Genomic DNA, 25,000 nt, shown 5'->3' with positions numbered 1-25,000 from the left:
TCGATGACCGCACAAACTTTCGATGTCATGCCGGGCGATGCCGATGCGGCCGCCCAGTACCTCACCTTTCAACTGGACGGCGAAACCTTTGCCACCAGCATTCTTGGGATTCGCGAAATCATCCAGTACCGCACTCCGACGCCGGTGCCGTCGATGCCGGCGTGCGTGCGCGGCGTGATCAATCTGCGCGGCGCGGTGGTGCCGGTGGTGGATCTGCAGGCACGGCTCGGGCGTGCCGACAGCGCCATCAACAAGCGCAGCTGCATCGTGATTCTGTCCACCGAGCAGGCGCAGGGCACCCAGGTGATCGGCGTGCTGGTCGACGCCGTCAATGCGGTGATCGAACTGGCCGATGACGATATCGAAGCGGCGCCTGCGTTCGGTACGCATATCCGCCGCGACCTGCTGCGTGGCATGGGCAAGGTGGGCGAGCGCTTCGTGGTGCTGCTGGAGATGGAACAGGTGCTGCAGGTGGACGAGATTGCCGGCAACGCCGATGCGCTGGCTGCCTGACGGCTGCGTGGAATTCTGACGAGCCGATGCCGGTCGATTGACAGTGCAGACGACTGCAAGCGCTTAGACAGACTGCGTGTCGTGAGTCGCGGTGATTCGTAAGCGGGGCGGGTTGGTCGGGCAGCGTGCGCGGGCGGTAGGTTGTCTGCCGCTGGGTGCCCAAGGCAAATCACGTAGCGCAAAGGCGTTCGGCGTCAGAACTGCGCAGGCGCGCATCAACCAATGTTGAGCACGTGTTATGCAGCGCCGTCTACCCGCAGTCCTACTTGCATGGCAGTGCAACGACTGTCGCTCAAGGCACGAAGAAAGACAGCTCAAGCAATTCAGCTCGAGCGAATTTCAGCCTTGCAGATGCCAGCCGCTGAATCGCTGTACGCGGTTGCGTCCGTCGCAGATCGCGCCTTGCAGCGCATGCCGTGCACGTGCCAGCAAAGTATTGCTGTCGAGCGTCTCGCTGGCAGGCACATCGACCAGCCCGATGCTGACGGTCAGCGTTCCGGTGGGCCAGTGCGCGGTTTCGACCGCTTGACGGATGTCTTCGGCAGCCTGCATTGCAGCAGGCGCTACCGCAGCCGGCAGCGCCACGCACAACCGACCGCCGTCGAGCCGCGCCACAATGGTGGCGGGCGGCAACTGCGCCTCGACCAGTCTTGCCGCCTGCACCAGCGTCGCTTCCGCTGCGGCAACGCCCGATTGCAGCTTGTGCCGCTTGAAGCCATCCAGATCGATCAGCAAGAAGCTCAGCGACGCTTCCGGCGCCGCGGCACGTGTGTCTTGTAGCTGCTGCAGGCCATGTTCCAGCCCGGCACGGTTCCAGAGGCCGGTGAGCGTGTCACGTAATTCATCCAGCTCGACCAGCTCGGCCGCGCGCCGTAATTCGATGGTGTCCACGACTTGCCGCGCCAGTGCCCGCAACGCCTCGCGCTCGGCACCGGACAGCCGCCGCGGCGTACGATCCAGCACGCACAAAGTGCCCAATGCGACGCCGTCGGAGGTCAGCAACGGGGCGCCGGCGTAAAAGCGGATCTGGGGCTCGCCGGTGACCAGCGCGTTGTTGGCGAAGCGCGCATCCAGATGCGTATCGGCCACTTCCATCAGCTGATCGGGCGCAAGGATGGCGTGCGCGCAGAACGACAGCGTGCGTGGCGTCTCGCTCGGCTGCATGCCGATCTTGGACTTGAACCACTGCCGCTGCGTGTCGACCAGCGAGATCAACGCCATCGGCGTGCGGCACAGCGCGGCGGCATCTGCAGCCAGCGCGTCGTACCGCGGCTCGGGCGCCGTATCCAGAAGCTGGTAAGCGTGCAGTGTGGCCAGACGATCGTCTTCATTTGCCGGCGCGCGCGCGCCCAGCAAGGCGCCAACGTCGCCCGGCAACAAGGTCGCGTGGATCAGGTGCAACGCGGGTGCGTCTGGAAGCTGCATGCAAGGCCTTTGCAACAAGCGCCATCAAGGCGATCGAGTGTCTGCGTCAGTGGTCGCTGCCATTGCGTGCGCCACACCGTCCGATGAAACGTCGGCAGCCCCAGCGGCCGACGTTTCAGGATCTTGCCACATCGGCGGGCGGCGGTAAGCGCTGGGGATTCCACTCCGACGCGGCAGTCCTGCCAGCAGTCATTCGCCCTGGCCGGCATTGCCCTTGGGGCGGCGGCTGTGCTCGTCATGCACTTTCAGGTCTTCCTGGCCCGGACGCTGCTTGGCAGCTTCGTCCTGCTTGCGCGAGTCCTGGCTGTCGGAGACGCCGCTGGCATCGTCGCCGGCATTGTCGGGTTGGCGTTGTTGGTTGCTCATGGCGAAGGGTCCGCTGTGATGGAGAGGCGGACGTTAGCGCGCGCGATGTGATATCGGCGGCATTGCCCGCACCTCAGTGTTGCGGCGTCGCTTGCGACGGCAGCAACGAAAGAGCCCCGGACGTGAACGTCCGAGGCTCTTCGCTTGATGCGGTGGTGGAGCGGAAGGGAACCGCTGGGCGTTCCGAAACAGTTGCTGCGCATGCATTGCGCGGCGTCTTCGGGGTCACATGCCCCCAGATATGCCCCCGCCTAAGCTGCTTTGTCGCGGTCTGCGATTCGGGCGTCGATCCAGGCATCAATCTCGGACTCTACCCAGCCAACCAGCGTGCCCAGCGGCACCGGCTTCGGGAACGTGCCTTTCTTCATGCGGTCGTAGATGGTGGTCTGGGACATGCCGACGCGGTCAATGACTTGCGCGATGCGCAGCAGGCGGCGCGGCTTTTCGGTGGTATCGCTCATCGGGTGGTCTCCAGTTGGTAATTGTCCCAAGCGCGCTGCACGCGCTGGCGGATAACGTTGGTCGGGGCGCTCAGCCATTGCGCACCTCCGGCTTGGCCTGCTGGTCGATGCGCGCGGCTCTCTGCGTTGCGTCGATGCGGCCGCCTTCCCGCCAGCAGCGCTCAGACTCGCGAATTAGCTGTCGCCGTACCAACTCAGTCGCGTCACGACGCTCGACATGCTGGTGTTTCGTTTCATGCAGCCCCTGTTCTTGGCACTGCAATCCGTCAGCCATCGCACGATACTGCTGTGCACGCGCATACCACATCCCCGGAGATTTCTTTGCGCGCGGCATCACTCACCATCCTTCTTCGCCGCTGCCGGCTGGCGGTGGGTGGCATTCCCAGGCAGTGGCGTATCGAAGTGCAGCGCGTTCTTCGCTTCCTGCTTGCGGCGGATCTTCGCCATCACCTCGGGCTGCGTGATCCTTTCCAGCTCGCGTGCGCCCTCGGCATGCATGTCCAGTCCGGCCACCCAACAGTAGCCTGCCAGGGTGACCATGACGCCGCCGACTTCCTGCGCCGGCTCACCGACGGGGCGGCCGTAGACGTACTCCACCAGCGTCGCCACGCGTGACGGCTCGTAGCCATTCGACTGCAGCAGCTCCAGCACCTCTTCCAGCAGACGGTCGCCGCGTTTGGTCATGTTGCTGTAGAGCGATGGCAAGAAGCATTCCCCCATCCACTTCGATACGCCGGCCTGGAATGTGTCAGCCGGCACAGCAGCAGGCGCGGCCGACAACGCGGCGACGATAGCTTCCAGCGCGTATTCCTGCACGTCCTCTTCGTCATGCCCGAATTCGTAGTCGCCTCGCCGGTTGGGTGGCATCAGTCTACCTTTGCCCGGCTTGGGCAGCGATTCCAGAATCTCCCGCGCCTTCTTCTCGATGTCGTTCATGCCTGCTGCTCCTGTGCCGCCGCTTGGGTGTCTATCAGCGTGCGGAACTCGGTAATCACTTCTGCGGCAATACGCTGCACATATTCGCGCTCATGCTTCTTCACCTGCTCGTGCCGTCCACTGAGCATGTTTCCCGCCACGTAGTCGGCTTCGCACGAAGCAACGAACTGCATCACTGAGCAGTCGCCCATGGCGCGCCAGAACCCGCACCACGCTTGCCCGTAGCAGGTCACAACGATGCGTCCACGGCCTAGTTCGTAGTCCTGCACAAACACGTTGATCGGATCGAGGTTGTTGCGGCTGGGAATTTCGATAAAGCGAATGCCATGGGGCCCCTGCCTCAAGTCCACGGCCTGCACTGGCGTGGCATCGCTTGCGGCAAGGTGAAGCGACACCTTCTGCAGTAGCTCCAATTCCGTGCTGCTGCCGTCATCTTCATGGCCGAACGCTTGGGCGTACAGCTGACCAGCAGCATTGCCTATGGCATTTACGTAATCGATTGCGTCCTGGAATCCCCCAGGGAATCGACCATCTTCCACCCCCACCGGCTGGCGGGCGGCGACGGCGGCGCGTGCATAGTCTTGTACGCGGTCGTCAGCGCCACTGCCGAATTCGTCGAAGAAGGCAATTGGTAACGGGGGAAGCACGCCGTCCGCAGCCTGCGCACGTGCATCCCCACCGCTCTCCGCATCTGCAGGCAACTGTCCGGAATTGCCGGAATGTTCGTTCATCGTGCTTTCTCCTGTTGCGCCAGCGCGGCGCGAAGCTGCTCGGCTTGGCCCTGGCATGTGTTGACGGCTTCTGCTCAGATGGCGCGCAGAGCCTGGTTCTCGGCGGTGACCCGCTCGATGTGGTCGGCGGCCATGGCGAGCTGCTGCCGGAGCAGATCCTTCGCCGGCTGCTTCATGCGGCGCGGCTCGCGCGGGAAGAGCTGGGGCTTCATGCGACGTCTTCCAGCGGGAGAGCATGCTGGTGCCCCGTTGATGCGCATGCGGGGCTTATCCACAGGCATTCCGTCCGGAGCTTGCAGCCACGGCCTGCGCTGATGCGCGACTGTGTTTCTTCGCGGCGCCAGCCGGCGAGAGCGGAGTCGTATAGCTCAGTGCGGTAGCCCGACACTACAACCATTCCTGAGAGCCTGACGATGCACTCAAGCAGTTGCTTGTGATCTGCCTCGGCCATCTCGTGGCGGTAGTAGCCGGCTTTGCCTGCCTGCATCACGCGAGTGCTATGGACGTACGGCGGATCCACATAGTGAAGCGTTTGCGGCGTGTCGTGCTGCTTCATAACCTCGATCGCTGATCGGTTTTCGATCAGTACACCGGTGAAGCGCTCCGCCACATCGGCTAGGCCGGCGGGGAAACGAGTCCACAAATGCTGTGCAGTGCCATAAGCGCGCTGCACGTCGATCCGGAAGCCGGTTTTGCCCTTTGTAGCGCCAGCCGAACCGAAGCCCATCTGGGCGCGGATGAGTAGGCGTCTTGCCCGCTCGACCGCGTCATCCGTCGCATCCCATGCAAGGTTGAACTCAGCTCGGGCGTAAGGCGTAAGTTGGCACAGCTCGATCAGGCGATTGCGGTCACTTGGTGTCTGCAGCACACGGAAGAAGTTCACCACGTCCCCATCGAGGTCGTTGTAAACCTCCGCGTAGCTACGCGGCTTTGTCAGCAGAACGCCGGCTGCGCCGCCAAACGGTTCGACGTAGGTGCGGTGCGGTGGAAGGTGCCGCTGCACCCACGGTGACAACCTGAACTTCCCACCGTGGTAGCGAAAAGCGGGGGAAGTGATCATCCGCCGCGAGCCTCCCGCTGCGCTTCGTCGCGCAGTTCCTGCAGGGCGGGCACGTGCGTCAGCCGCACCAGCTCTTCGGTCTTGCCGGCCTCGCGTGCGAGTTTGAGCGCCCAGTCGAGCGCGGACAATCGGTCATTCGGATGCATGGTCATGCGGCAACTCCCATTGCGGCCAGGTCGATCTCGTCCACGCGGTCGCGTAACTGCCGGCGCGCGCGGCGCAGCTGCTTCGCGACATAGGCCGCGTCGTCTCTGGCGGTGAAGGTCAGCGCGTGCGTATGTAGCGCCCTGGTGTGATCGCGGCGGAACATGCGCCAGGTGATGAGGGCGCTGTCGCTGGTCGGGAAGCGGCCCCAGGAAAAGCCGCCGCTGCGCTTCGGCGCGCGGCGGGTGAGGTGGCGGGTCATGCGGTTTCTCCTTCGCATGTTTCGATCACCCTGCGCAGGTCATCGTCGGACATCCACCCGATGTGGCATTCCCGCTCATCAAGGCCCGTGCGCTCGCGCAGCCACGCATAGGCGGCTCCCCGTTTCATGCGGCCGCTCTTCCAAAGCGGGTCGAAGGAATCATGCGCACGCATCTTCAATTGGCGGGTGGCGGAGTTCGCAAGCCGGCCCACGCGACGCTCGGTACCGGGATGGCACCCGGCCCAGGCGCCACACGGCATGCAAGCCCAAATCGGCTTTGCAAACAGGTCGGGGCGGTGCGGGTACACCTGTTGCCCGGTCACGAGTTGATCTTCCTGCCCGCAGTAGGGGCAAGGGCGCGGATTCGATCGATTCAAGCTGCATTCCTCAGTAGGTGGGTGCGCTGTACCGGGCCATGCCACAGCGCAGCAGCGTTGTTGAGACGGATCTGCTCGGGATTAGGACGAACCGGTGCGAGCCGGGTTTGCGCCCGCTTGATGTCGTTCCGGCAGGGAACACATACGCTGACGACGCGGCCGCCCTGCATCGGAAACTGCGACTCGCGCAGGCGCCGCTCGCAGCTGGTGCAGGTGCGCAACATCACGCGGCCTGCTGATAGCTGTTGGTGGCCGCGCGCGCGAACACCTGTTGCATGGCGCTGAACATCGCCGGCAATTGGGCGGCGTCATAGAGCTTCGAAGCGCGCTCGATCGTCGCCGGCAGGAAACCCAGTTGCGCTAGACCGTCGGCGGTGATCGTCAGCGGCGCGATCTTGGCGTTGATGTCGCCGAGTTTGATGCGCACTGCCTGGGCAGGTGCCGGGGCGGGCAGTGACTTGGCCGCCTGCGAGAGAGCGGGGGCCACCGCCACCGGTGCCGACACGACGGCCGGGGCGGAAGCTGGTGCAGCGGCGGGCGCAGGCGCAGCGGCAGCGACACGTGCTGCATCGGCCTGGGCATCGGCGCGACGCTGCGCCTCCTCGCGCTCCTGCTGCTCACGCGTCAGCTTGTCCGCTTCCTCCTGACGGATCTTGTCGCGCTGCGCTTCCAGGCGTTGCTCATCGACGCGCTGCTGTTCTGTAATGCGCGCGGTGATCAGGTTGCGCAGATCTTCCGGCGATTTCGTGGCGCACAGCTGCACGCGGTCATGGAACAGGCCGGCGAACGCGCCCATCTCCATTTCCAGCACGCGCACGTTGGCGCGCACGCGCTCGGCCTGCTGGCTGGCGGCGACCTTCGCGTTTGCTGCAGCGGTGCCGACGGCATCCTGCATGCTGCTGATCGACTTCTTGCCCTTGATCACGGCGCCGATGTCGGCCGGCAGGCTGGCCGGTACCGTCAGCGCATGCGCATCGAGTCCCGCATTGATAGACGCATAGTGATCCCGCACAGACTGCACGCCGTTGGCGACGATCTGCGAGCGGCGGTTGTCCTTTTCGACTTTGACCAGATTGGCCAGCTCCAGGCGCACGCGGCGCGCTTCGGCGGCGACGTCATCCATGGTCCGGAACACCGCGTCTATGTCGGCGGTCTGGCCGAGGATCTACTGCTTCGTCGCCTCCAGCCGCTCCTCCACGCCCTTGCACCACTTCACCGTCTGCTCGGCATTGGCGAAGTCGTCGTCGGTCTGCAGCTCGCGATTGATGCCGCTCAGCACTGCCATTGCCGATGCCTTGAAGTCGGCAAGGTTGGACGCGGTCACCATGCCGGTCACGGCGACGTGCAGCGAAGGCAGCGTTTCGGGCGCGCGACCGCTGGCCACCTGTTCCACTTTTTCAACATGCTCGTAGGCGGCTACGTCGGCCTCGAACTGCTTCCAGCCTGCGACGATGCGCGCGCGCAGTTCCGCGTTCGGTGTGTACCAGCAGTGCCGCTCCTCGACCAGCGTCCACTCCCTGGTGTCCTCATCCATCTTCCACTTCGACGCCATGAACAGAACGCGCAGCGCGCCGGACACCATCGCCTGCTGTTCCATCTGCACCTGGTAGACCAGCGGCAGATCGGCGCCATTGCAGCCTTCGACCATCACACGGCGCAGATCGTCGTTGAGGCTCTTGTGCTCGAACGCGGTCTCTTCCAGCAGGGTGAGGCCGTCGAAGCTGGCCGAGTATTTGCCTTCGGTGCCAACGCACGGATAGAGGTCTTCGCCGATGATCTGCTCAGCAATCGGACGCGCCAGAGCCTCGTAGCGGTGGCCATCAGCGAAGCGCTGCAGGGTGGCGTCGTCGTGTTCCTCGCCGATGCCGGTGGCGACTTCGCGCAACAGCTGCGCGCGCGTCTTGTACGGGCTGCAACCGAGCATCGCCGGTGCGTCGCTGGCGTTGAGGTGGGTTGCGCGGTGGGCATGCCACTCCGGCGTGCCCTGGATCAGGTTGACGGTCTTCATGCTCAACGCTCCACTGCGGTCTGGGTGATGCCGCCGGCAGCGGCAGCGACGTCGCTCTGGGCCTCACCTTCATCGGTCGGCGGGTTGCGGATCTCTTCCAGCTGCTTTGCGGTGAAGCGCGCGCGCGTCTGCAGCATTGCGATCAGGTCGTCGGCGGTCTTCTTGCCGCTGGCGACGATGTCCCACCACTTCGGCAGGTTCGCAGCGAAGTCGGCTTCCGAGTACAGCGGCAGCTGCTTGTCGGCCTGGCCCTCGATCGTCGCGCGGCCTTGCTCCCCGGTGGCAGCACCTGCGAGCTGGATGTCCATGATCTCCTCGGCGATCGCGATGCCGCGCAACACGTCGGTGAACACGTCACGCAGGGCGAACGCACGTGCGCGCATCTGGCGCATGCGCTTCGGGTAATTCGTCCACGGGCCGGCCTTGCCGAGCAGGCCGGCAGTCTTCGCGTCGGCCATACTGAAGGTGCGCACTTCTTCCGCTTCGCCCCGGCGCTTTACGCGGCAGGTTGCGGTGTCGCCGTCATCAGTTTCGGTGACGTACTCGCATAGATGCGACGCGCGTACGATCGCAAGAACTGAGTCACCCCATAAGGCCGGACGCCCGTTGATGATGGCGATATTCTGGATCGCCTGGAGCGCCTTCAGACCCAGCTCGGCACCCCACTGCATCGCGATCAAGCAATTCGCAGGCTTGCCCTTGAAGTCCTTTGGGACGAGGTCACTATCTGCAAGGTAATCGGCGAACGTGAGCGCCTGTTCGAACGTCTGCGGGCTGAGGTCGAATTGCTGGCGCGGTTGCGCGACAAGCGCACCCTGTTGGTTCTGCGGAATCACGGCTACGTTGTTCACTGCAATCTCCTGCCGGCGGCGCCGGCGTGTTGTCGATGGGTGGAGGGGCCGGTGCTGATCTCCGGCTTTTTTCGGTGGCGGTAGCTGTGGCCGACCCCGTTGTCCTTCTTGGAACCATTGCTGGTTTGAAACCTTCGGGCGGGCGCCAGGGAGGCCTGTCCCACGGTGCGCATCAGCCTGCGCATTCCCTCCATAGCGGAGCGGCCTGGTCTTCGATACGACAGACATGGACGCTCGTTGATCGCAAGCCGCTCCGCTATGGAGCCTCGTAACGTGAGGCGGACGGCCATCGGCGGTGCTGCGTGGCGCCATCACGGCGCGTGTGGTGCTGGTCGACAGGGGGACGACCAGCTGGGGAATCAGGCGGCTTTCTTGCCGGCATCAATCAAGCGCGCTGCTTCTTCAGCGGCATCGGTGGCATCGGTGGCATCCTGCAGTTCCAGCGAATCGTTCGGCTTCTGCTGGCCCTGTTTTGTCGGCGGGCGCACCGTCAGCTGCACGTCGTTCTGGATCATCTGGCACAGCTGGCCGGCTTCTTCTGCGTCGGGATGGCAAATGGCGTTGAAGGTGACGGCGACGCTGCCGCCTTCGAGCGGTTCGAAGCGGAACTTCTTCAGCGTTACGTCCACCAGCAACAGCGGTTCGGTCAGGCCCATGCCGCCGCCCAGTTCGATCTCGTAGCCCGGGAAGTCTTCGTCCCAAGCGATGGCACCCAGGCGCGGAAACTTCACCGCCACCAGCGCGTTGCCGCCTTCGATCAGATCCTGCTGCTCGCCGGCCAGCGCCTTGCGATACAGCGCAGCGCGCAGATGCTTGTTGAAGTAATCCAGCACGCCATTGGAGACGGTGGCCACGATCTTGATGTCGCCGGCAGTTACGTTGTCCTCGCCGTGTTTCTCGGCGCGGGGGTTGAAGTTGGCGACCTTCGCGGTCGCGTCATCGAGTTGGAACATGGAAACCTCGTCGGGTTGTGCCGGCGCGCCGGCGGGGATCAACGGATGCCGCGGCGCGGCTGTTCCGGGAAACTGGTGTTGGGCCGGATGAAATCCGCCGGTGTACGCTTGTGCCGTGCGCTGCGGTAGATCGAAATGCATTTGTCGATCGCAACCCATGCGCAGATCAGTGCAGCGATCGTCGCGAGTGGCAGCAACGACCAGGCGCTGACAATCCAGCAGCGGCGCGCCACGTCAGCGAAGAACGCTGCTGCTGCGGTCCAGGTCATGAGCGAGAGCAGGGCGGCAACGTTCATGCCCAGCTCTCCGGCAATACGCAGATGCCTTCGATGCGCTCCAGATCGGACAGTTCCAGGTCTGCATTGCCCAGCAAGATCCCGGTGCAATCGATCACGTCCAGACCTGCAGGCGCGGAGAGCTGCGGCAGGCCGGCGCGCATTGCTGCGATGAAGTCGGCGTCTTCCATCACGCAGCCTCCGGGCCATCGAAGTAGGTGGTTGCCGACTCGTCCGGATCGCGCACGTGCTGCGATGCCTGGACGCGCAGAGAGCGGACGTTGTCGGGCTGGAAGGTGCGCACCAGCTGCGCCACAGTGATCGCGCCATAGCCGCGATCTAGCGCCATGTCGCGCACCAGATCGGCGCCGCGCGCAGCGGTGGGGAAGGGGATGACGGCGCTCATGCCGCCACCCGCCAGGGCTGCACGGCAACCGGCGCCGGCTTGGCCTCGTACACAGTCAGGTAGTGCTGCACCGCTTCGATGCGCGAGCAGTCCACGTCGTCCATACGGCCGTTGATCAGCTGAGACAGGTAGTCGCTGACGGCGGTGCTCAAGATTTCGATCACACCCTCAGCGTTACCATCAGCTCGGCGTGCGGCCATCAAGGCAAACTGCTCGCCGGTCATCTCGCCGATCGCATCGCTCAGGACGTTGCCATTGCTGTGCAGCGCCAGCGCCAGTTCGTCGGCGCGTTCGTCTGCCAGTTCCTGCTGACAGCAGGAGAAGCAGCCGCAAAGTGGGTGGTAGTGGTGTGCGAGAGCCATCCCCGTCCTCGTTCGATTTGGCCCGGATTGGGCCGACGAGGACAGATTACCAAACGGTAATTTCTGGTCAATACCAAAAGGTAAATTTGTTTGGTGATTTTCTGAACGTCGTTCATGAAGGACCTGCAGACGAAAAAAAACCCGCGTGAGCGGGTTTCGTGTTGTCTCCGGTAAAGCGCCTAGCTACATGCTTCAGAGATCGAGCCAATTGCTGATTCGTAGTCATCTGCGGCGTAGCGAGTGGCACGGGTCTGACGGCTGCAGTCATCTGTAAGATCGCCTTGTGATGCACACCTGGCGAGGTTATTTGCCGCATCCGCTAAATCAGATGCTTTGTCAGCCGCCTCTTGACACTCTTGCCGCGCGTATGAATTAAGTGCGTCTGCATGACTTGTGCGAAAACTAGGCGAAGGCAAAGCAGCCCATGCAATAGCCACAGCGTTTGCCCATTGATTCGGCGGTAGCGTGCTTTGGATTTCCGCTATTCGTGGTTGCAAGATGAGCAGCTTAGCCTGCCAATTCGGGTCAGTATCACGATAGTGCCTACCAAGTGCCTCTACACTTTTAAGTGCTTGGTCTACTTGGGTTGATCCCACACTTACCGCTGTGTCCGACGAAATCTGTTCTGGCGTTATCACTGCGGAATTTGCCAACCCTGCGGAGTTAGCCTTCAGCAACGCGTTTGAATATCCAGGAAGTAGCTGGTGCTGTGACGCGGTCGCCAAAGATGCTGCTGACGATGGCGGCGGAATGTAAGGATAGTAGGAAGGTGGCTTGTAGCTGGGGGCGGCCTGAGGCTGCACAGTGCCAATCCTCCCCGTGTACGGGTTGTAGTTCCCGCTGGATGAGTAGTTGTCGTATCTACTCAAATTGGGTGAGCTACGGTAGTGAGGAGCTACGTATGTCCCGTCCTTGCGTGTGTAACCCTTCACACGGACGCCGCCAGCTATCGACTCTGCCACTGCAAGAAGCAGAAGCCCAACTCCTAGAATCCCTTGAATCTTCATTCCTTTCCCCCTTTGGCTCTGGATTAATTAAGTCGATCAATTCTGTTGCGCAGATACACCTTGCCGCCGACGATCGCGCCGCGTGGCAGGGGAAAAGCGGGGTAGAGCGCTGCATTGGCGCTCACCACGTAGATTGCATCGCCCCGGTCTTGCAGGCCCTTGATCTGCTGCCCGTTGCCGGTGTTGATGAGGTAGATGCCGTCGCCATCGAACGATGTAACCCCGGTATCCACCATCAATGATTCGCCGGGTTGGATCACCGGGATCATGGAGTCGCCTCGGCCGGTGACCAGCACAAGTCTGCCTGGCTGAGGAACGAATCCCACGACCGAGCGAATGTACGCCGGCGTGAAATCCATCGACTTGATCACTTCTGGGTAGTCATCGTTGATTCGTCCTTCGCCCATGCCCGCATCTCCATCCAGCTGATTGACGCGAACATAGTCTCCGGCGGGCTTCTCAGTCGCTGCGACAGCTGAGACGGCTGTCGGATCAGCTCCTGCGGAAGACAGGTAACCAGTCGGCATACCTGCGGCTTTTTCAAGCGCTGCTGCGCGCTTCTCACCAAAAGACTTGCTCTTCAACAGTAGCGATAGCTCACCCTGGTTGATGCTGGCAGCACGCACGAAGTCGGCCTGCTTGCCGTCGTGGTGATCGTTGATCCATTGCTGGAGACGTGCGCGGCGCAGCGCTACGAGAGGGGTGTCGGCGGTTGTCATCGCCGAATCTTCCGTTACTGCCTGGTAATTTACCAAACGGTATTGACTTATATTTACCATATGGTAATTTCTATCCCATGGACACTCTTCGCAATTACCTGGCAACCCTCACGCCCAGTGACCAGGCGGACTACGCCGCCCGCGCTGGAACTTCGATCGGCTACCTGCGGAAAGCCATGAGCAAAAAGCAGCGCTTTGATGGCGCGCTTGCTCGGCGGCTGGACGAGGAAAGCAATGGCGCAGTTTCGCGCTACGACTTGCGCGAAGACGTTTTCGGCCCAGCGCCGACCGACCAGGCCGCCTGAGATGGACGACGACATGCCGAACGTCCACCTGCGCGCTGCCGCTCTGCAGTACGTCCGGCAGACGCTCAAGCGGCTGGGGGTGCCGGTATCAGGGACTCCCACGTCTCCTGCTGCTGGCGCAGGTAGTCGGCCATTGGGTTGGCGCCCTGGAACGCCTTCATCGCACCCGGCCACAGGTGGGCCATCTCCACAGCCCAAGCCGCGCGGAGGGCGTGCGGATCCGGGTGGGACGCCATGAGCGCTTGTAGAGCACACACCTGCATCAACTCGCGCACTTTGCGGTGCGCAGCTTCTGAATCTTCCATGTCCGTCTCCGGTAGTTGGGTTGGGTCGCATCTCCCAGCTTACCGGCAGGCGGGCACCTCTCCCGGCCATCTACAGGCCCTTCCGCAGCACGCGAATGACCAGCTGCGTCCCCATCCAGCGCACCGCGAACACGTTGCCGCCGACCCGCATGAGCGTCGTGACGTTCTGCGGGGTCCATCTCACTGATTCAAACATCCGGGCCTTCTCCGTGGGGTAGGCCCATTTTTTCGCTCTTTCTTTGAGGTTGACGGTAGTGAACACGAGTGGACAGCAGTTGACCGGGCTTCTGCCCATGCGGATAGAGGCGGTGCCATCGCCCCGGAACGCACCCTTCGATGTGCTGCGGCTGTGTGGCAGCGAGCGCGATGCCGTGCTGGTGTCAGTGCGCATGTCGAAACTGACCCAGCGCGAGATCGCGGCCAGGATCGGGGTGAGTAAGCAGGCGCTATCGAAGTGGCTGCGTGAGGGCGTCCCTGGTGGCCGGGTTCGTGCGTTCTGCAATGCCACGGGGACGCTTTTGCTGCAGCAGTACATCGCGATGCACCGCGCGATGCGCGAGGCATCCGGCCAACGGTGCGAGAACGACCGAATCAACGAGATCGCGGCCATCGCGCTGGGAGCTGCAGCATGAAGACCATCCCCGCCGCTCAAGGGCAACAGATCTTGGTAGACGACGAAGATTTCGAGCGCTTGTCGCAGTACAGGTGGCTCGTCTATAGCCGTCGCACCGGCTACGAATACGCCGTTACCCAGATCGATGGGATGCGGACGTATATGCACCGCATTCTCTGCGGTACTCCAGGTCGTGTGATCGACCACATCAACGGAAACACGCTGGATAACCGCCGATCTAACCTTCGTGCGGTTTCCAATCGGGAAAATATCCAGAACCAGCACTCTGCCGCCCAGTCCAACACTGGACTGAAGAACGTGCACCGCTTCCGAAAATCATTCACTGCACGCGTAAACGGCATCTATTTGGGCTCATTCCCAACTGCAGAACAAGCATCGACGGCGGTGCGTGCCTATCGCGCCTCCTCTGGCGATCTGCAGCAACTGCTGAAGGTTATCGCTGAATTGACCGCCGAGAACGCCGAACTCCGTATGAGGGCAGCAGCATGATCCTGCAACTGATCGAAGACTGGCGCCGCGAGCGCCGTATCCGCCGGCTCGCCGAGCGCTTGAGGCATGCACAGGCTGACGGCCAGAAGGCCGTTGCACGCGCCTACTGGCTGGATCTGAAGCGCGAATGCGAGAGCCGCAGCGACAGGCAGGTGAAGCGCATGGAGCGGGCAGGGCGTCTGGTATGAGCACGCTGATCATGTCCAAGTGCTGGCCGATGACCATGCCGCCGTCGCCCAAGGCGGTGCTCATCTCGCTTGCTGATAACGCGAACGACCAGGGTTACTGCTGGCCCTCGATTCCAACCATCTGCGAGCGCACATGCCTCAGCGAGCGAACGGTGCACAGCGCCATCCGCTGGTTGGAGTCAGTCGGCCTGGTCGCCGCCGACCGTTCGAATGGTCGCCATACGCGCTACGTCATCACCCCAGATGCCTACGAACCACCGCAGCAGCTGCACCACCGCAGCAGCTGCACCACCGCAAATGCCGCAGTCGAACCACCGCAAAATCTGCACAAACCACCGCAAATGCCGCAGTCACCCCCGCAGCAGCTGCGGTCTAACCGTAAAGAACCTAAGAGCAACAACAGCGAAGCATCCGCCAGTGCCTCGTCGAAGAACCGCATGCAGACCTTCGACAGCTGGAATGCGTCGCTCGGTGACGGGGATGCGATCCGTGCTGACGATCCGGTGTTCGAGTGGGCCAACAAAGCCGGCATCCCGGATGAGTTCATCGAGCTAGCCTGGCTGTCCTTCGCCGATCGCTACAGCGGGGATGGCAAGCGGTATGCCGACTGGCGCGCGGTCTTCCGCAACGCGGTGCGCGGCAACTGGCAGAAAATCTGGTTCCTGCACCCGGTAACCGGCTACACGCTGACCACGCCCGGCGAGCAGTACCGCCGTGTCCGCGACGCCGAAACGCAAGCAGGGCAGGTGGCGGCATGAGCACGATCCACGACTACGACCACCACGCCGACGAGGCGCAGTTTCTTGATCAGATGGACGCCGAACGCACCGAGAGCGCGTCTATGTGGCACGGCCGGCCATCGGATGCTCTCCGCGTGCCGCCACATAGCGTGGACGCCGAACAGGCGGTGCTCGGCGGGCTGATGCTGGTCAACCGCGCATGGGATGAGATTGCCGACCTGGTCGAGGAAGGGGATTTCTACCGCCGCGACCACATGCTGATGTTCCGCGCCATCCGCGAGATGGCCAACGCTCAGCCGCGGCGCCCCTTCGACGTAGTGACGCTGGGTGATTGGTTCGAGGCTCAGGGGCTGCTCGACCAGGTGGGCGAGGGCGCGTATCTGATCGAGCTCGCCAGCACCACGCCATCGGCGGCAAACATCCGCGCCTATGCGGAGATTGTGGCGGACAAGGCGCGGCTGCGCCGCTTGATCCAGGTCGGTACCGACATCGCCAATGACGGCTACAACCCTGACGGGCAGAGCAGCGTCGAGCTGATTGGCGCCGCGCAGTCGCGCATCGGGTCGCTGATGGACAGCCAGCCCTGCGAACTTGAATCCGTCGCGCCAGTGATGGACCGCGTGTTCGAGCGGCTGGGCGAGCGCTCCCGCGACGGCGGTGGCATCCATGGGATCACCACCAGCATCGACGACCTGGACGACCTGCTCGGCGGCCTCAAGCCGGGCGGCCTGTACGTCCTGGCGGCGCGCCCAAAGATGGGCAAAACCACCCTGGCGCAGAACATCGCCGAGCACGTCGCACTGCACCTGCGCAAAGCGGTTGCGGTCTTCAGCTTCGAGATGCAAGCCGAAGAACTGGGCGATCGCATGCTGGCATCGGTCGGCGGCATCGATGGCAACCGGATCCGCTCCGGTGAGCTGGACGACGTGGACTGGACGAACGTCACCAGCGCGATGCGCAAGCTGCGCGCGGCAGACATCTTCGTCAGCAGGCCGCGCCGCGCTCGCGTGGAGCACGTCAGCTCGCAGGCGCGCCGGCAGCACGCCCGCAAGCCGCTGGGCCTGATCGTCATCGACTACCTGCAGCTGATGGAGATCCAGGGCGACAACCGCGCAAATGGCGTGGGCGATATCAGCCGTGGCTTGAAGCTGCTGGCCGGTGAGCTTGGCGTGCCGGTGCTGCTGCTGTCGCAGCTCAATCGCAAGCTGGAAGACCGCCCGGACAAGCGCCCGCAGCCAGCGGATCTGCGCGACTCCGGATCGATCGAGCAGGACGCCGATGCGGTGATCTTCATCTACCGCGACGAGGTCTATCACAAGGACAGCCGTTGGAAGGGGACCGCCGAGCTGCTGGTGCCGCTGCAGCGCAGTGGCCCGCCGGGCGAGGTGCGCGTGCTCTACATGCCCGAGCGCTTCAAGTTCCAGAACCTGCCCGAGTACTGGCAGCCGGCGTCGATCGAAAGCGATGACGGCAAGCCGGTCCCGCGCTCACGCGGCTTCCGCAACCTCAAGCCGCGCCCGCCGCGGCAGGACGTCGACGCATGACTATGACCAAAGCCGCGAAGAAGGTGCGGGCGAAACGCGCCGCGCGCCCGATCTACCTGGTGGTGCGCAAGCTCATCGACCCCGACACCGGTGAGCTGATCGGCGCGCTTGTGCCGGCGAATCAGATCGACAGCCGCCTGTTGCGCGAGCGCCGATTCAACGTTGGCCGCGAGATCCGCGCGGAGCTGAAACAGCCGCGCAACCCGGCGTTCCATCGCATGGTGCATGCGCTCGGCCATCTGCTTGTGGACGGCATCGAGGGCTTCGAGACTCTGACTGCACACGACGCGATCAAGCGCGTGCAGACCGAGTCGGGCGTGTTCTGCGAGCCGTTCGAGATCGACCTGGGGCCGCTGGGTAAGGCGGCCGTGGCGCAGCCGCGCTCGATCGCATTCGACGAGATGGATGAGGGCGAGTTCGGCGAGTTCTTCCGGGGCATCTGCGACCACATCGACAAGCGGTACCTGCCAGGGCTGACCGACACGCTGCGTTCGGAGTACCTGCTGATGGCCGGTGAGCAAAGGAGGGCGGCATGATACCGGTCGCCATCCTGTTTGCCCGCGCCGACAGCATCTACAAGACGCTGCCGGGGTGCGATGTCTACGACATTGAGCGCGACGCGCGCACGTTCCAGGGTGGCATGCCGGTGGTGGCGCACCCGCCTTGCCGCGCATGGGGCTCATTGAAGCACTTCGCCAAGCCCGCGCCTGGCGAGAAGGAGCTGGCGATCTGGGCAGTGGACCAGGTGCGCGCGTGCGGCGGCGTGCTCGAACATCCGGCTGGCTCACAGCTGTGGCCGACGATGGCCCTCCCGTCGCCACGCGGCATGGAGCGCGACCGCTGGGGCGGCTGGACGCTGGCCATCTGGCAATCGTGGTGGGGTCACCGTGCCGACAAGGCGACCAAGCTGTACGTGGTCGGCTGCGAGCCGGCGGACATCCCGGATTTCCCGTTGCGGCTTGGCCTCTCAACGCACGTGGTATCGACATCCTCGAGCATTCGAGTCGGTCACCCGATGTACCGACCGCAGCTCCGCAAGGCTGAGCGCGAACACACGCCGCCTCCGCTGGCTGAATGGCTGGTCGAGCTTGCGCGCCGTTGCACCTCGATCCGCATGCAGGTGGCGGCATGAAGCGCGCCATCAAGCCGGCGACGCGCGCCGAGCAGGCCTACCAGGACGCCGCGCGTGCGCTCGGCTGCGTCGTCTGCCGCTGGCGCATCGCCGCCGGCCTGCAGCGGGCCATCCAGTGCGGCCACACGCAGATCCACCACCGCAACCTCGGCGACCTGCACGGCCAGAAGCAGATCGGCCAGCACGCCGTCGTCGCGCTAGGCGCTTGGCATCACGACGGCGACCAGATGCCCGGCATGACCCGCGACCGCATGCGCGAGGTCTTCGGACCAAGTTTCAAACACCACGCCCGCGAGTTCCGCGCCTGGACGTTCGACGTCCTGGGCGGCCGCGGCACTGAAGCCTGGCAGGAATACCAGGACCAACTACTCAACATCCCGAGGGCAGCATGACCATCCAGCAATCAGCAAAAACGATCCCGCTCGGCGAGCAGTCGGTAGGGAAAATGACGAAGTGCGAGCGGATCGCATCGGAGCAGATGGCCGGAATTTTAGCCAACAGCACATACGATCCGCCTCGCCGGGAAAAGTTGGATTTGATGGCGCGGGACGCGGTGGCGGCAGCGCATGCCCTCCTGGCCGCTTTGTCGCATGGGACTCAGGACCAGTACAAAGCGGCCTACGAAGAGTGGATGGACAAGACCGAATGGGTGCAGAAGTCAGCGACGTATAAAGAGCTTGGCATGCACCGCGCGGACGTCCTGCGGGTGCGGATCGAGGCCTTGCAGGGAGAGCTGCGCGCGCTCGGCGGCACCCTCACTGCATGCGAGATTTCAAGCCAGTACACGAGGGTGAAGTGGGCAGAGGATCTGATCCGCCAGTTGCCTGAAGAACACGATGGGCGGAATTCGTGGTTGCTGAATTACTCGGCCAAACTGGAGCCGCAGGCATGATCACCGGCGCCCAAGTCCTTGACCGCGTCCAGTTCTGCCTCAACCGCGCGAAGCTGCGCGGCATCGAGCCTCGGAACCTCATCATCACCGACGGCCAGGCCATTGCCATCTCTGTGATGGTCAGCCAGAGCGCGAAAAGTCGTAGGCGGATGCTTTCTCAGCTGCGCGGCAACCGCGCTGTGCTGCTTGGCATGTTCGTCAAGGTTGGCCCGGTGTTGGCCGTCGAAGGGGTGCGCCGATGAGCCTGCGCCTCACATTCGGCATTGACCCGGGTCTGTCTGGCGCGGTGGCCACGCTCATCGATGGCGAAGCCGGGCCAGTGCTGGACATGCCCACAGTGCAGGTCGGCGACTGGCGCGAGGTCGACGCCGGCGCTCTGGCCGCCTGGATGCGGCAGATCCGCAGTGAGCATTCCGGCGCCTACATCTCGGCCTGCATTGAGAAGGTCGGCGCGCGGCCGCAGGACGGCGGCACCTCTGCATTCCGTTTCGGTGAAAGCTACGGCCAGGCCCGCGCGGTGCTGCAGGTGCTGGGCATCCCGTATAGCCGTGCCATCCCTGCGGTGTGGAAGCGCCGCTTTGGCCTCATCGGCAAGGACAAGGACGCCGCCCGCCAGCTCGCGCTGGTCCGTTTCCCAAGCGCCGCATCCCTGCTGCAGCGGAAGAAGGACAACGGCCGCGCTGATGCGCTGCTGCTGGCCCTTTGGCACGACAGCACGCAGGGGCATGTGGACATCGCCGCCTGATGGAGCACGCCATGACCATTGATCCCGCGCAACAGACGATCAGCATCGAACGGCAGACAGCACCCCACCGCCAGTTCAACCGAGAGGCCGTCCCCCTGGGCACCGCCAACCCACACGAAGACATGATGCCGATCGCCACCGCCGCCGTTGCCCGTATCCGGGATATCCGGAATGCCCAGTGCAGCGGTAGCTACGTGTTCGGCGCGGACGATGGTCGGGTCTTCGTGGTCCGCCAGGGATCTGCCACCGGAGAGCGGATGGTCAAGAAGCACCCGGCCTGGCTGATGGGCGTCTATGCCGGTGACACCGCCGACGGACGCCGGGCGACGTTTCCCACGCCAAGCCAACTGTTCGGTGACCTGTTGCAGCACTTCGTCGATCTGCGGTTCGTGAGCGCCGCCGACATCTACGAGCACATCCGTGCAGGGGAGGGGTGATGCCCTCCGCACGACAGCACGACAGCGCCACCCGGGGCGCGCAGTACCGGGGCGACCAGCTGGCAGGTGTCGACAACAGCCAGCAGCCCGCACGAGGTGAGCCGCGTTGCGGCGGTCAGTCTGGTTGCCGCCAGGCGGACGACACTCACCACCTCGGGAACGGGCGCTTTATCAAGCCGCGCATACGACATCGGCATCGACCGTGGGGCGACCAATGGGAGTGCGTGACCGACTACCGCGTGGTGGTTGTTTCTACCTTGGACCTGGCATATGTGGTCGCGGCAAATATGGCCCGGTGTCAATGCGCAGCCATGCCGAAACGGGGCGGTAAATTGCAGTACACCGGGCCGCAGCAGCTGCTTACGAACGGTGGCTGGTGATGGCCGTGACTCTGAACTGCGAGTCAGCCGCGCTGGCGAAGAGGCTTTTCATCTTCGGGCTTGACCCCTGCGAAGTGGCAGAGGTTCTTGCGGTGCCTGTTGCGGCGCTGACAGATGAGTGCCACCCCACCCAAGCGGAAATCCAGGCGTATGCAGAACGTGATGCCGCGCGGCGCCAACGGATCAACGCGGCGCGGCGCAAGTACTTGGCCAGTTCGCCCTCCAACAGGATCGCCAACGCTGTCCGGGCTCGGTTGTGGGCAGCGCTCAAGGGCAGGACCGATGGAGCGTTGTTTAGCCGGCTCAGCTATTCGGCTGATGAGCTGGTGGCGCATCTTGAAAATCAATTCCTGCCAGGCATGAGCTGGGACAACTACGGCGCGTGGCACGTGGACCACATCCAGCCCTGCGCCGCATTCGACCAGCAGAACCCGCAGCAGTTCGCTTCCTGCTGGGCGCTGAGCAATCTCCGGCCGTTGTGGGCTGCGGACAACATCAAGAAGGGCGCTAGCCGTGGCTAACGTCGGTGCGGCTGCACTTACCCCGAAGCAGGAGGCGTTCTGCCAGCGCTACTTGGAGACCGGCAACGCTTCCCAGGCCTACCGGTTGTCCTACGACGCTGGCGGCATGAAGACGGAGAGCATCCACCGCAAGGCCAAGGAGTTGCTCGATAACGGCAAGATCGCGGCACGCCTCACTGAGCTTCGCGGCAAGGCTGAGCAGGCACATGCCGTGACCATGGCTAGCCTTATGGCTGAGTTGGAGGAAGCGCGGGGCGTGGCCCGCCGGAAGGAGCAAGCCACCGCCATGGTCCAGGCGACGATGGGCAAGGCAAAGCTAGCTGGCCTAGATCGAGACGCAGCCCTAGACGACACGCCGCCACCAGACTCGGTAACAGTCACCGTGGTGAGTGGCCGCAAGCAGAGCGTAGGCCGTGCCGACCCTTAACACCCCGCAGGCAGCCTTCCTGGCGTTGCCGCACAAGTTCCGTGCCTTCGTCGGTGGCTTCGGGTCAGGTAAGACGTGGGTGGGCGGCGGCTCGCTGTGCAAGCACGCCTGGGAGCATCCGCGTGTCCCCACCGGCTACTTCGCGCCGACCTATCCGCAGATCCGAGACATCTTCTACCCGACGATCGACGAGGTGGCATTCGACTGGGGGCTGCGCTCGCGGGTGGTGGAGTCGAACAAGGAAGTGCACCTGTACAGCGGCAAGGTCTACCGCAGCACGATCATCTGCAGGTCGATGGAGAAGCCGGGCAGCATCGTCGGCTTCAAGATCGGCCGCGGCCTGGTGGACGAGATCGACACCATGAACCGCCGCAAGGCGCACCAGGCGTGGCAGAAGATCATCGCCCGTCTGCGCGTCAACGCGCCTGGGCTGCAGAACGGTGTGGACGTGACCACCACCCCGGAGGGCTTCAACTTCGTCTATGAGCAGTTCCACCAGGTGCCGAGCCAGCACCCGGAGAAGGCTGGGCTGTACGGCCTGGTGCATGCCAGCACGTACGACAACGAAATCAACCTGCCTGACGACTACATCTCGTCGCTGTTCGAGACGTACCCCGAGCAGCTGGTGCTGGCCTACATCGACGGACAGTTCTGCAACCTGACCAGCGGCTCGGTCTACGCGGCCTACGATCGCCGGCTCAATGGCACTGCTGCCACGATCGATGATGACGAGCAGCTCCACGTCGGCATGGACTTCAACGTGCTGAACATGACGGCGATCGTATGCGTGATCCGCGACGACCAGCCCATGGCGCTCTCCGAGCTGACTGGCATCCGTGACACGCCGGCAATGATCGAGGCGCTGCACGAGAACTACCCGAAGCGCCGCATCACCGTTTACCCGGATGCGAGCGGCAAGAACACGCACAGCAGCAATGCCAGCCTGTCCGACCTTGGCCTGCTGCGCGCCGAGCGCAACTTCTCCATCCGCGTGCCGTCTGCCAATCCCACGATCCGCTCCCGCGTGGTCAGCGTGAACTCGATGCTGCGCAATGCGCGCGGCAAGCGCCGGCTGCTGGTCAACCCGCAGGGCTGCCCGAAGCTCGCCGAGGCGCTGGAGAAGCAGGCCTACGACGACAACGGCATGCCGGACAAGACCACCGGCTTCGACCACCAGCCCGATGCGCTGGGCTACTTCATCCACAACCGGTTTCCAGCTGCCGCCAGCGCCAGAGACCGCAACGCCAACAGCACCAGTCGGGTCGTGACGCCGTTCACTCGCCGATGGCTTGAGGGTGGGCGCGAGCTTGCCGACGACCTGAACCAACGCAAGAGGGACGCACTGTGAACCACCCATTCGATAACCAGCTGGTCGATGCGCTCGACGCCGACGCGGCTGCCGCAGCAGAGACCGAAGCTCGTGCGCAGGCACTTTTGCAGGAAGAGGCCGACGTGGGCGCTTGGCAGAAGCGTATCGACGAGGCCCGCGAATTCGACAAGGAAGCGCGCAAGGGCTACGCCATCGACCGCATGTACTGCGCCAACGACATTGACCACCAGGTCTATGACGTCTCGGTCCCGATCGCTGGCACGTACGTGAACCTGCTAACGTCGTTCCTGTTCGCGCGCGATCCGGAGCCGAGTGTCCTGCCGGCCGAGAGCGTGGGATCCAGCCGCGTGCAACAGGCCAAGCTAGCAGGCCGGACGTTGGAGATTGTCATCACCAGCCTGTGGAAGAAGGGCAGGCTCAAGGGCGCGGCAGACCAGATGGTGCGCTCCGGCCTCACCATCGGCCCGGGCTGGATCAAAGCGGCATGGCACCGCCAGACCGACCGCGACCCAATCATGTCGCAGCAGATCGACGACCTACGCACACAGATCCAGGCCGCGCAGGAGAGCGAGCGGCAGCTGATGGCCGGCGACGCGCCGAATCCCGACGAGCTGCGCGCCCAGTACGAGCGCCAGATGGCTTCGCTCGAGCAGCAGGTGGAGGTCGTGATCTACAACGGCCTGTGCATCGACTTCGTGCGCGGTGACGATATGCAGGTCGCACCTGCCGTGCCGTGCCTGAAAGACTATCTGTCCGCTCCCTGGATCGCGCATCGCTCGTTCATGACGATGGACGAGGCCAAGGCCGCCTATCCGGACGTAGTGGACGAGGACGGCACCACGGTGCTGAGCAAGGCGACGCAGTTTTTCCAAGCCAAGGCCAGTGACAACACCGCCGCGCGCACGCCGACCAGCGATAGCGTCAGCGACACCGATGCCGACTCGTTCCGCAGCGGCTCGGCGCCGGGCATCACCGAATCATCGAATGCGCACCTGTGCATCTGGGAGTTGTGGGACAAGCGCACTGGCACCGTGATCACCTTCGCTGCTGGCCTGAAGCGCTACCTACGCCCTGCGTATCAGCCGGACCAGAAGACCACACGGTTCTACGCGTTCTTTCTGTGGGCGCCGCTGTGGGTCGACGGTCGCCGGCACCCGCAGTCGCTCATCTCGCGCTCGCGCGCACTGTTGGACGAGTACAACCGGATCCGCACCAACTACCGCGAGCATCGCCGGCGCGCCATCCCGAAGCTGGGCTTTGATGCAGGCGCGGTCGAGCCGGATGAAGCGAGGAAGATGGAAGCCGGCGCCATCGGCGAGATGGTGGGGCTGAACCTCAACGGCCAGACGTCTACGCAGGTGTTGTTCCCGATCCAGTACAACCAGATCGATCCTGCGCTCTACGACACCGCGGTGATCCGGTCGGAGCTGGAGCTGATCTGGGGCATCCAAGAGGCGCTGTCCTCAAGCATCCAGACCGCCAAGACCGCCACCGAGGCGGACATCCAGCAGCAGGGCACCGAATCGCGCCTGGGCTACAGCCGCGACAGCCTGGACGAGGTGTTCGGCGAGCTGGCGCAGTACACCGCCGAGGTAGCCATGTCGCCGGCCGGGCTGACCACCGAGGAAGCGCAGCAGATCGCCGGCCCGGAGGCCTTGTGGGTGCAGATGGACGAGCCGGACATGCTCACCGCGCTGCTGTTCGTCGACATCCGCGCAGGTAGCTCTGGCCGTCCCGCGACCAACCTGCGCCGACAGCAATGGGGCGCCATCCTGCCGCAGCTGCAGCAGGCCGTCGTGCAGATCGGTCAGATGCGCGGTGCCAGCTCGCTGGATATCGCCAACAGCCTGGAACAGCTCATGGTCGAGACGATCGAGCGCACCGGCGACAGCAGTATCGATGCCTACAGCTTCATCCCGCAGGCGCCGCAGCCTGACCCGATGGCTGCGCTCGGCGCGCCTGGCATGCCGATGGATCCAGCTGCGATTCCGATGCCGCCAGAAGCTGCCAACGTGCCGGCCATGCCCATGCCTGCACCGCCCGCCGAATCACTCACCCCCGCCGCCTAAACGGAG

General features: G+C 63.9%; 40 protein-coding genes. 18 read left to right on the top strand and 22 right to left on the bottom strand.

The annotated features are described in order from the left end of the window. The first annotated feature begins 3 nt into the window (after nucleotides 1–3). Entirely contained in the window at nucleotides 4–513 is a 510-nt protein-coding gene (locus ACCQ06_RS13450) for a chemotaxis protein CheW (RefSeq protein ID WP_104614704.1), read from the top strand. Nucleotides 514–852: 339 nt separating this feature from the next. Here the strand turns inward: ACCQ06_RS13450 and ACCQ06_RS13445 are convergent, their stop codons facing one another. The 20 genes from ACCQ06_RS13445 to ACCQ06_RS13350 form a co-directional block, all read right to left on the bottom strand. Next, nucleotides 853–1,938 (bottom strand): GGDEF domain-containing protein, encoded by a 1,086-nt coding sequence (locus ACCQ06_RS13445; RefSeq protein ID WP_316686340.1) that lies wholly within the window; start codon nucleotides 1,936–1,938, stop codon nucleotides 853–855. Between the two features lie 189 nt (nucleotides 1,939–2,127). Further along, nucleotides 2,128–2,304 carry a hypothetical protein gene (locus ACCQ06_RS13440; RefSeq protein WP_228323819.1) on the bottom strand — a complete coding sequence of 59 codons (177 nt, stop codon included), beginning with the start codon at nucleotides 2,302–2,304 and terminating at the stop codon, nucleotides 2,128–2,130. Between the two features lie 251 nt (nucleotides 2,305–2,555). Continuing rightward, nucleotides 2,556–2,765 (bottom strand): helix-turn-helix transcriptional regulator, encoded by a 210-nt coding sequence (locus ACCQ06_RS13435; RefSeq protein ID WP_316686337.1) that lies wholly within the window; start codon nucleotides 2,763–2,765, stop codon nucleotides 2,556–2,558. Between the two features lie 70 nt (nucleotides 2,766–2,835). Continuing rightward, nucleotides 2,836–3,099, bottom strand: a complete 264-nt coding sequence (locus tag ACCQ06_RS13430; RefSeq protein WP_316686335.1) for a hypothetical protein — start codon at nucleotides 3,097–3,099, stop codon at nucleotides 2,836–2,838. After that, nucleotides 3,099–3,701, bottom strand: a complete 603-nt coding sequence (locus tag ACCQ06_RS13425; protein WP_316686332.1) for a hypothetical protein — start codon at nucleotides 3,699–3,701, stop codon at nucleotides 3,099–3,101. Before ACCQ06_RS13425 ends, ACCQ06_RS13430 begins: the two co-directional genes overlap by 1 nt. Then, nucleotides 3,698–4,432, bottom strand: coding sequence for a phiTE_072 family protein (locus ACCQ06_RS13420; protein ID WP_316686329.1), 735 nt, complete (start codon nucleotides 4,430–4,432; stop codon nucleotides 3,698–3,700). The genes ACCQ06_RS13425 and ACCQ06_RS13420 overlap by 4 nt, the downstream gene beginning before the upstream one ends. 74 nt (nucleotides 4,433–4,506) lie before the next feature. Continuing rightward, nucleotides 4,507–4,644, bottom strand: coding sequence for a hypothetical protein (locus ACCQ06_RS13415; protein WP_316686327.1), 138 nt, complete (start codon nucleotides 4,642–4,644; stop codon nucleotides 4,507–4,509). After that, entirely contained in the window at nucleotides 4,641–5,492 is an 852-nt protein-coding gene (locus ACCQ06_RS13410) for a DNA adenine methylase (RefSeq protein ID WP_316686325.1), read from the bottom strand. Before ACCQ06_RS13410 ends, ACCQ06_RS13415 begins: the two co-directional genes overlap by 4 nt. Next, nucleotides 5,489–5,644 carry a hypothetical protein gene (locus ACCQ06_RS13405; RefSeq protein WP_316686323.1) on the bottom strand — a complete coding sequence of 52 codons (156 nt, stop codon included), beginning with the start codon at nucleotides 5,642–5,644 and terminating at the stop codon, nucleotides 5,489–5,491. Before ACCQ06_RS13405 ends, ACCQ06_RS13410 begins: the two co-directional genes overlap by 4 nt. Then, complete coding sequence (locus ACCQ06_RS13400) at nucleotides 5,641–5,898, bottom strand: hypothetical protein (protein WP_316686321.1); 258 nt, start codon at nucleotides 5,896–5,898, stop codon at nucleotides 5,641–5,643. The genes ACCQ06_RS13405 and ACCQ06_RS13400 overlap by 4 nt, the downstream gene beginning before the upstream one ends. Beyond that, entirely contained in the window at nucleotides 5,895–6,275 is a 381-nt protein-coding gene (locus ACCQ06_RS13395; protein WP_316686319.1) for a zinc-finger-containing protein, read from the bottom strand. The genes ACCQ06_RS13400 and ACCQ06_RS13395 overlap by 4 nt, the downstream gene beginning before the upstream one ends. A gap of 223 nt (nucleotides 6,276–6,498) precedes the next feature. Next, nucleotides 6,499–7,398, bottom strand: coding sequence for a hypothetical protein (locus ACCQ06_RS13390; protein ID WP_316686317.1), 900 nt, complete (start codon nucleotides 7,396–7,398; stop codon nucleotides 6,499–6,501). 42 nt (nucleotides 7,399–7,440) lie between these two features. Then, nucleotides 7,441–8,283 (bottom strand): lambda-exonuclease family protein, encoded by an 843-nt coding sequence (locus tag ACCQ06_RS13385; protein WP_316686315.1) that lies wholly within the window; start codon nucleotides 8,281–8,283, stop codon nucleotides 7,441–7,443. Nucleotides 8,284–8,285: 2 nt separating this feature from the next. After that, complete coding sequence (locus tag ACCQ06_RS13380) at nucleotides 8,286–9,119, bottom strand: hypothetical protein (RefSeq protein ID WP_349810187.1); 834 nt, start codon at nucleotides 9,117–9,119, stop codon at nucleotides 8,286–8,288. A 374-nt stretch (nucleotides 9,120–9,493) separates the two neighbouring features. Then, the gene (locus ACCQ06_RS13375; protein WP_316686311.1) at nucleotides 9,494–10,087 is read right to left on the bottom strand and encodes a hypothetical protein; all 594 of its coding nucleotides are present in this window, start codon (nucleotides 10,085–10,087) and stop codon (nucleotides 9,494–9,496) included. A 38-nt stretch (nucleotides 10,088–10,125) separates the two neighbouring features. After that, a complete protein-coding gene (locus ACCQ06_RS13370) occupies nucleotides 10,126–10,383 on the bottom strand; it encodes a hypothetical protein (RefSeq protein WP_316686309.1) in 258 nt (85 codons plus the stop codon). Next, nucleotides 10,380–10,553, bottom strand: coding sequence for a hypothetical protein (locus ACCQ06_RS13365; RefSeq protein WP_316686307.1), 174 nt, complete (start codon nucleotides 10,551–10,553; stop codon nucleotides 10,380–10,382). The genes ACCQ06_RS13370 and ACCQ06_RS13365 overlap by 4 nt, the downstream gene beginning before the upstream one ends. Next, a complete protein-coding gene (locus ACCQ06_RS13360) occupies nucleotides 10,553–10,768 on the bottom strand; it encodes a hypothetical protein (RefSeq protein WP_316686305.1) in 216 nt (71 codons plus the stop codon). Before ACCQ06_RS13360 ends, ACCQ06_RS13365 begins: the two co-directional genes overlap by 1 nt. After that, entirely contained in the window at nucleotides 10,765–11,130 is a 366-nt protein-coding gene (locus tag ACCQ06_RS13355; RefSeq protein WP_316686301.1) for a hypothetical protein, read from the bottom strand. Before ACCQ06_RS13355 ends, ACCQ06_RS13360 begins: the two co-directional genes overlap by 4 nt. A gap of 1,030 nt (nucleotides 11,131–12,160) precedes the next feature. Next, complete coding sequence (locus ACCQ06_RS13350) at nucleotides 12,161–12,856, bottom strand: S24 family peptidase (RefSeq protein ID WP_316686299.1); 696 nt, start codon at nucleotides 12,854–12,856, stop codon at nucleotides 12,161–12,163. 77 nt (nucleotides 12,857–12,933) lie between these two features. Here ACCQ06_RS13350 and ACCQ06_RS13345 point away from each other — a divergent pair, with 77 nt between their 5' ends. Next, entirely contained in the window at nucleotides 12,934–13,161 is a 228-nt protein-coding gene (locus ACCQ06_RS13345; RefSeq protein ID WP_316686296.1) for a hypothetical protein, read from the top strand. A 65-nt stretch (nucleotides 13,162–13,226) separates the two neighbouring features. Here ACCQ06_RS13345 and ACCQ06_RS13340 read toward each other — a convergent pair whose 3' ends face one another. Together ACCQ06_RS13340 and ACCQ06_RS13335 are read right to left on the bottom strand one after the other, a co-directional pair. Beyond that, complete coding sequence (locus ACCQ06_RS13340) at nucleotides 13,227–13,466, bottom strand: hypothetical protein (protein ID WP_316686294.1); 240 nt, start codon at nucleotides 13,464–13,466, stop codon at nucleotides 13,227–13,229. 70 nt (nucleotides 13,467–13,536) lie between these two features. After that, nucleotides 13,537–13,857, bottom strand: a complete 321-nt coding sequence (locus tag ACCQ06_RS13335) for a hypothetical protein (protein ID WP_316686292.1) — start codon at nucleotides 13,855–13,857, stop codon at nucleotides 13,537–13,539. On the opposite strand from ACCQ06_RS13335, the gene ACCQ06_RS13330 reads away from it, so the two are divergent. The 16 genes from ACCQ06_RS13330 to ACCQ06_RS13255 all read left to right on the top strand — a co-directional run bounded on the left by ACCQ06_RS13330 (nucleotide 13,856) and on the right by ACCQ06_RS13255 (nucleotide 24,994). Further along, nucleotides 13,856–14,098: a helix-turn-helix domain-containing protein gene (locus tag ACCQ06_RS13330; protein WP_316686289.1), complete on the top strand. Its 243-nt coding sequence runs from the start codon at nucleotides 13,856–13,858 to the stop codon at nucleotides 14,096–14,098. The two genes, ACCQ06_RS13335 and ACCQ06_RS13330, sit on opposite strands and share 2 nt — an antisense overlap. Further along, complete coding sequence (locus ACCQ06_RS13325) at nucleotides 14,095–14,589, top strand: HNH endonuclease signature motif containing protein (RefSeq protein ID WP_316686287.1); 495 nt, start codon at nucleotides 14,095–14,097, stop codon at nucleotides 14,587–14,589. Before ACCQ06_RS13330 ends, ACCQ06_RS13325 begins: the two co-directional genes overlap by 4 nt. Beyond that, nucleotides 14,586–14,777, top strand: coding sequence for a hypothetical protein (locus ACCQ06_RS13320; RefSeq protein WP_316686285.1), 192 nt, complete (start codon nucleotides 14,586–14,588; stop codon nucleotides 14,775–14,777). The genes ACCQ06_RS13325 and ACCQ06_RS13320 overlap by 4 nt, the downstream gene beginning before the upstream one ends. Next, entirely contained in the window at nucleotides 14,774–15,535 is a 762-nt protein-coding gene (locus tag ACCQ06_RS13315) for a helix-turn-helix domain-containing protein (protein WP_316686283.1), read from the top strand. The genes ACCQ06_RS13320 and ACCQ06_RS13315 overlap by 4 nt, the downstream gene beginning before the upstream one ends. Continuing rightward, nucleotides 15,532–17,061 (top strand): replicative DNA helicase, encoded by a 1,530-nt coding sequence (gene dnaB / locus ACCQ06_RS13310; protein ID WP_316686279.1) that lies wholly within the window; start codon nucleotides 15,532–15,534, stop codon nucleotides 17,059–17,061. Before ACCQ06_RS13315 ends, dnaB begins: the two co-directional genes overlap by 4 nt. Further along, nucleotides 17,058–17,597, top strand: coding sequence for a hypothetical protein (locus ACCQ06_RS13305; RefSeq protein ID WP_316686276.1), 540 nt, complete (start codon nucleotides 17,058–17,060; stop codon nucleotides 17,595–17,597). The genes dnaB and ACCQ06_RS13305 overlap by 4 nt, the downstream gene beginning before the upstream one ends. Continuing rightward, the gene (locus tag ACCQ06_RS13300; RefSeq protein WP_316686273.1) at nucleotides 17,594–18,193 is read left to right on the top strand and encodes a hypothetical protein; all 600 of its coding nucleotides are present in this window, start codon (nucleotides 17,594–17,596) and stop codon (nucleotides 18,191–18,193) included. Before ACCQ06_RS13305 ends, ACCQ06_RS13300 begins: the two co-directional genes overlap by 4 nt. Further along, nucleotides 18,190–18,585 carry a hypothetical protein gene (locus tag ACCQ06_RS13295; RefSeq protein ID WP_316686271.1) on the top strand — a complete coding sequence of 132 codons (396 nt, stop codon included), beginning with the start codon at nucleotides 18,190–18,192 and terminating at the stop codon, nucleotides 18,583–18,585. Before ACCQ06_RS13300 ends, ACCQ06_RS13295 begins: the two co-directional genes overlap by 4 nt. After that, nucleotides 18,582–19,085: a hypothetical protein gene (locus ACCQ06_RS13290; protein WP_316686269.1), complete on the top strand. Its 504-nt coding sequence runs from the start codon at nucleotides 18,582–18,584 to the stop codon at nucleotides 19,083–19,085. The genes ACCQ06_RS13295 and ACCQ06_RS13290 overlap by 4 nt, the downstream gene beginning before the upstream one ends. Continuing rightward, complete coding sequence (locus ACCQ06_RS13285) at nucleotides 19,082–19,327, top strand: hypothetical protein (protein ID WP_316686268.1); 246 nt, start codon at nucleotides 19,082–19,084, stop codon at nucleotides 19,325–19,327. The genes ACCQ06_RS13290 and ACCQ06_RS13285 overlap by 4 nt, the downstream gene beginning before the upstream one ends. Further along, nucleotides 19,324–19,830, top strand: coding sequence for a RuvC family protein (locus ACCQ06_RS13280; RefSeq protein ID WP_316686266.1), 507 nt, complete (start codon nucleotides 19,324–19,326; stop codon nucleotides 19,828–19,830). The genes ACCQ06_RS13285 and ACCQ06_RS13280 overlap by 4 nt, the downstream gene beginning before the upstream one ends. An 11-nt stretch (nucleotides 19,831–19,841) precedes the next feature. Beyond that, complete coding sequence (locus ACCQ06_RS13275) at nucleotides 19,842–20,267, top strand: hypothetical protein (protein WP_316686264.1); 426 nt, start codon at nucleotides 19,842–19,844, stop codon at nucleotides 20,265–20,267. Nucleotides 20,268–20,646: 379 nt separating this feature from the next. Next, the gene (locus tag ACCQ06_RS13270) at nucleotides 20,647–21,168 is read left to right on the top strand and encodes a hypothetical protein (RefSeq protein WP_316686262.1); all 522 of its coding nucleotides are present in this window, start codon (nucleotides 20,647–20,649) and stop codon (nucleotides 21,166–21,168) included. After that, complete coding sequence (locus tag ACCQ06_RS13265; RefSeq protein ID WP_316686260.1) at nucleotides 21,161–21,595, top strand: terminase small subunit; 435 nt, start codon at nucleotides 21,161–21,163, stop codon at nucleotides 21,593–21,595. The genes ACCQ06_RS13270 and ACCQ06_RS13265 overlap by 8 nt, the downstream gene beginning before the upstream one ends. Continuing rightward, the gene (locus ACCQ06_RS13260; RefSeq protein ID WP_316686258.1) at nucleotides 21,582–22,943 is read left to right on the top strand and encodes a terminase large subunit domain-containing protein; all 1,362 of its coding nucleotides are present in this window, start codon (nucleotides 21,582–21,584) and stop codon (nucleotides 22,941–22,943) included. The genes ACCQ06_RS13265 and ACCQ06_RS13260 overlap by 14 nt, the downstream gene beginning before the upstream one ends. Further along, the gene (locus tag ACCQ06_RS13255; protein ID WP_316686256.1) at nucleotides 22,940–24,994 is read left to right on the top strand and encodes a hypothetical protein; all 2,055 of its coding nucleotides are present in this window, start codon (nucleotides 22,940–22,942) and stop codon (nucleotides 24,992–24,994) included. The genes ACCQ06_RS13260 and ACCQ06_RS13255 overlap by 4 nt, the downstream gene beginning before the upstream one ends. Nucleotides 24,995–25,000 lie beyond the last annotated feature (6 nt).

This window comes from Xanthomonas sp. NCPPB 4467 (assembly GCF_041475665.2).
GTDB classification, from domain to species: domain Bacteria; phylum Pseudomonadota; class Gammaproteobacteria; order Xanthomonadales; family Xanthomonadaceae; genus Xanthomonas; species Xanthomonas dyei.
The sequence above is the reverse complement of the archived record's forward strand: the minus strand, read 5'-3'. Positions and strand labels throughout refer to the sequence as shown.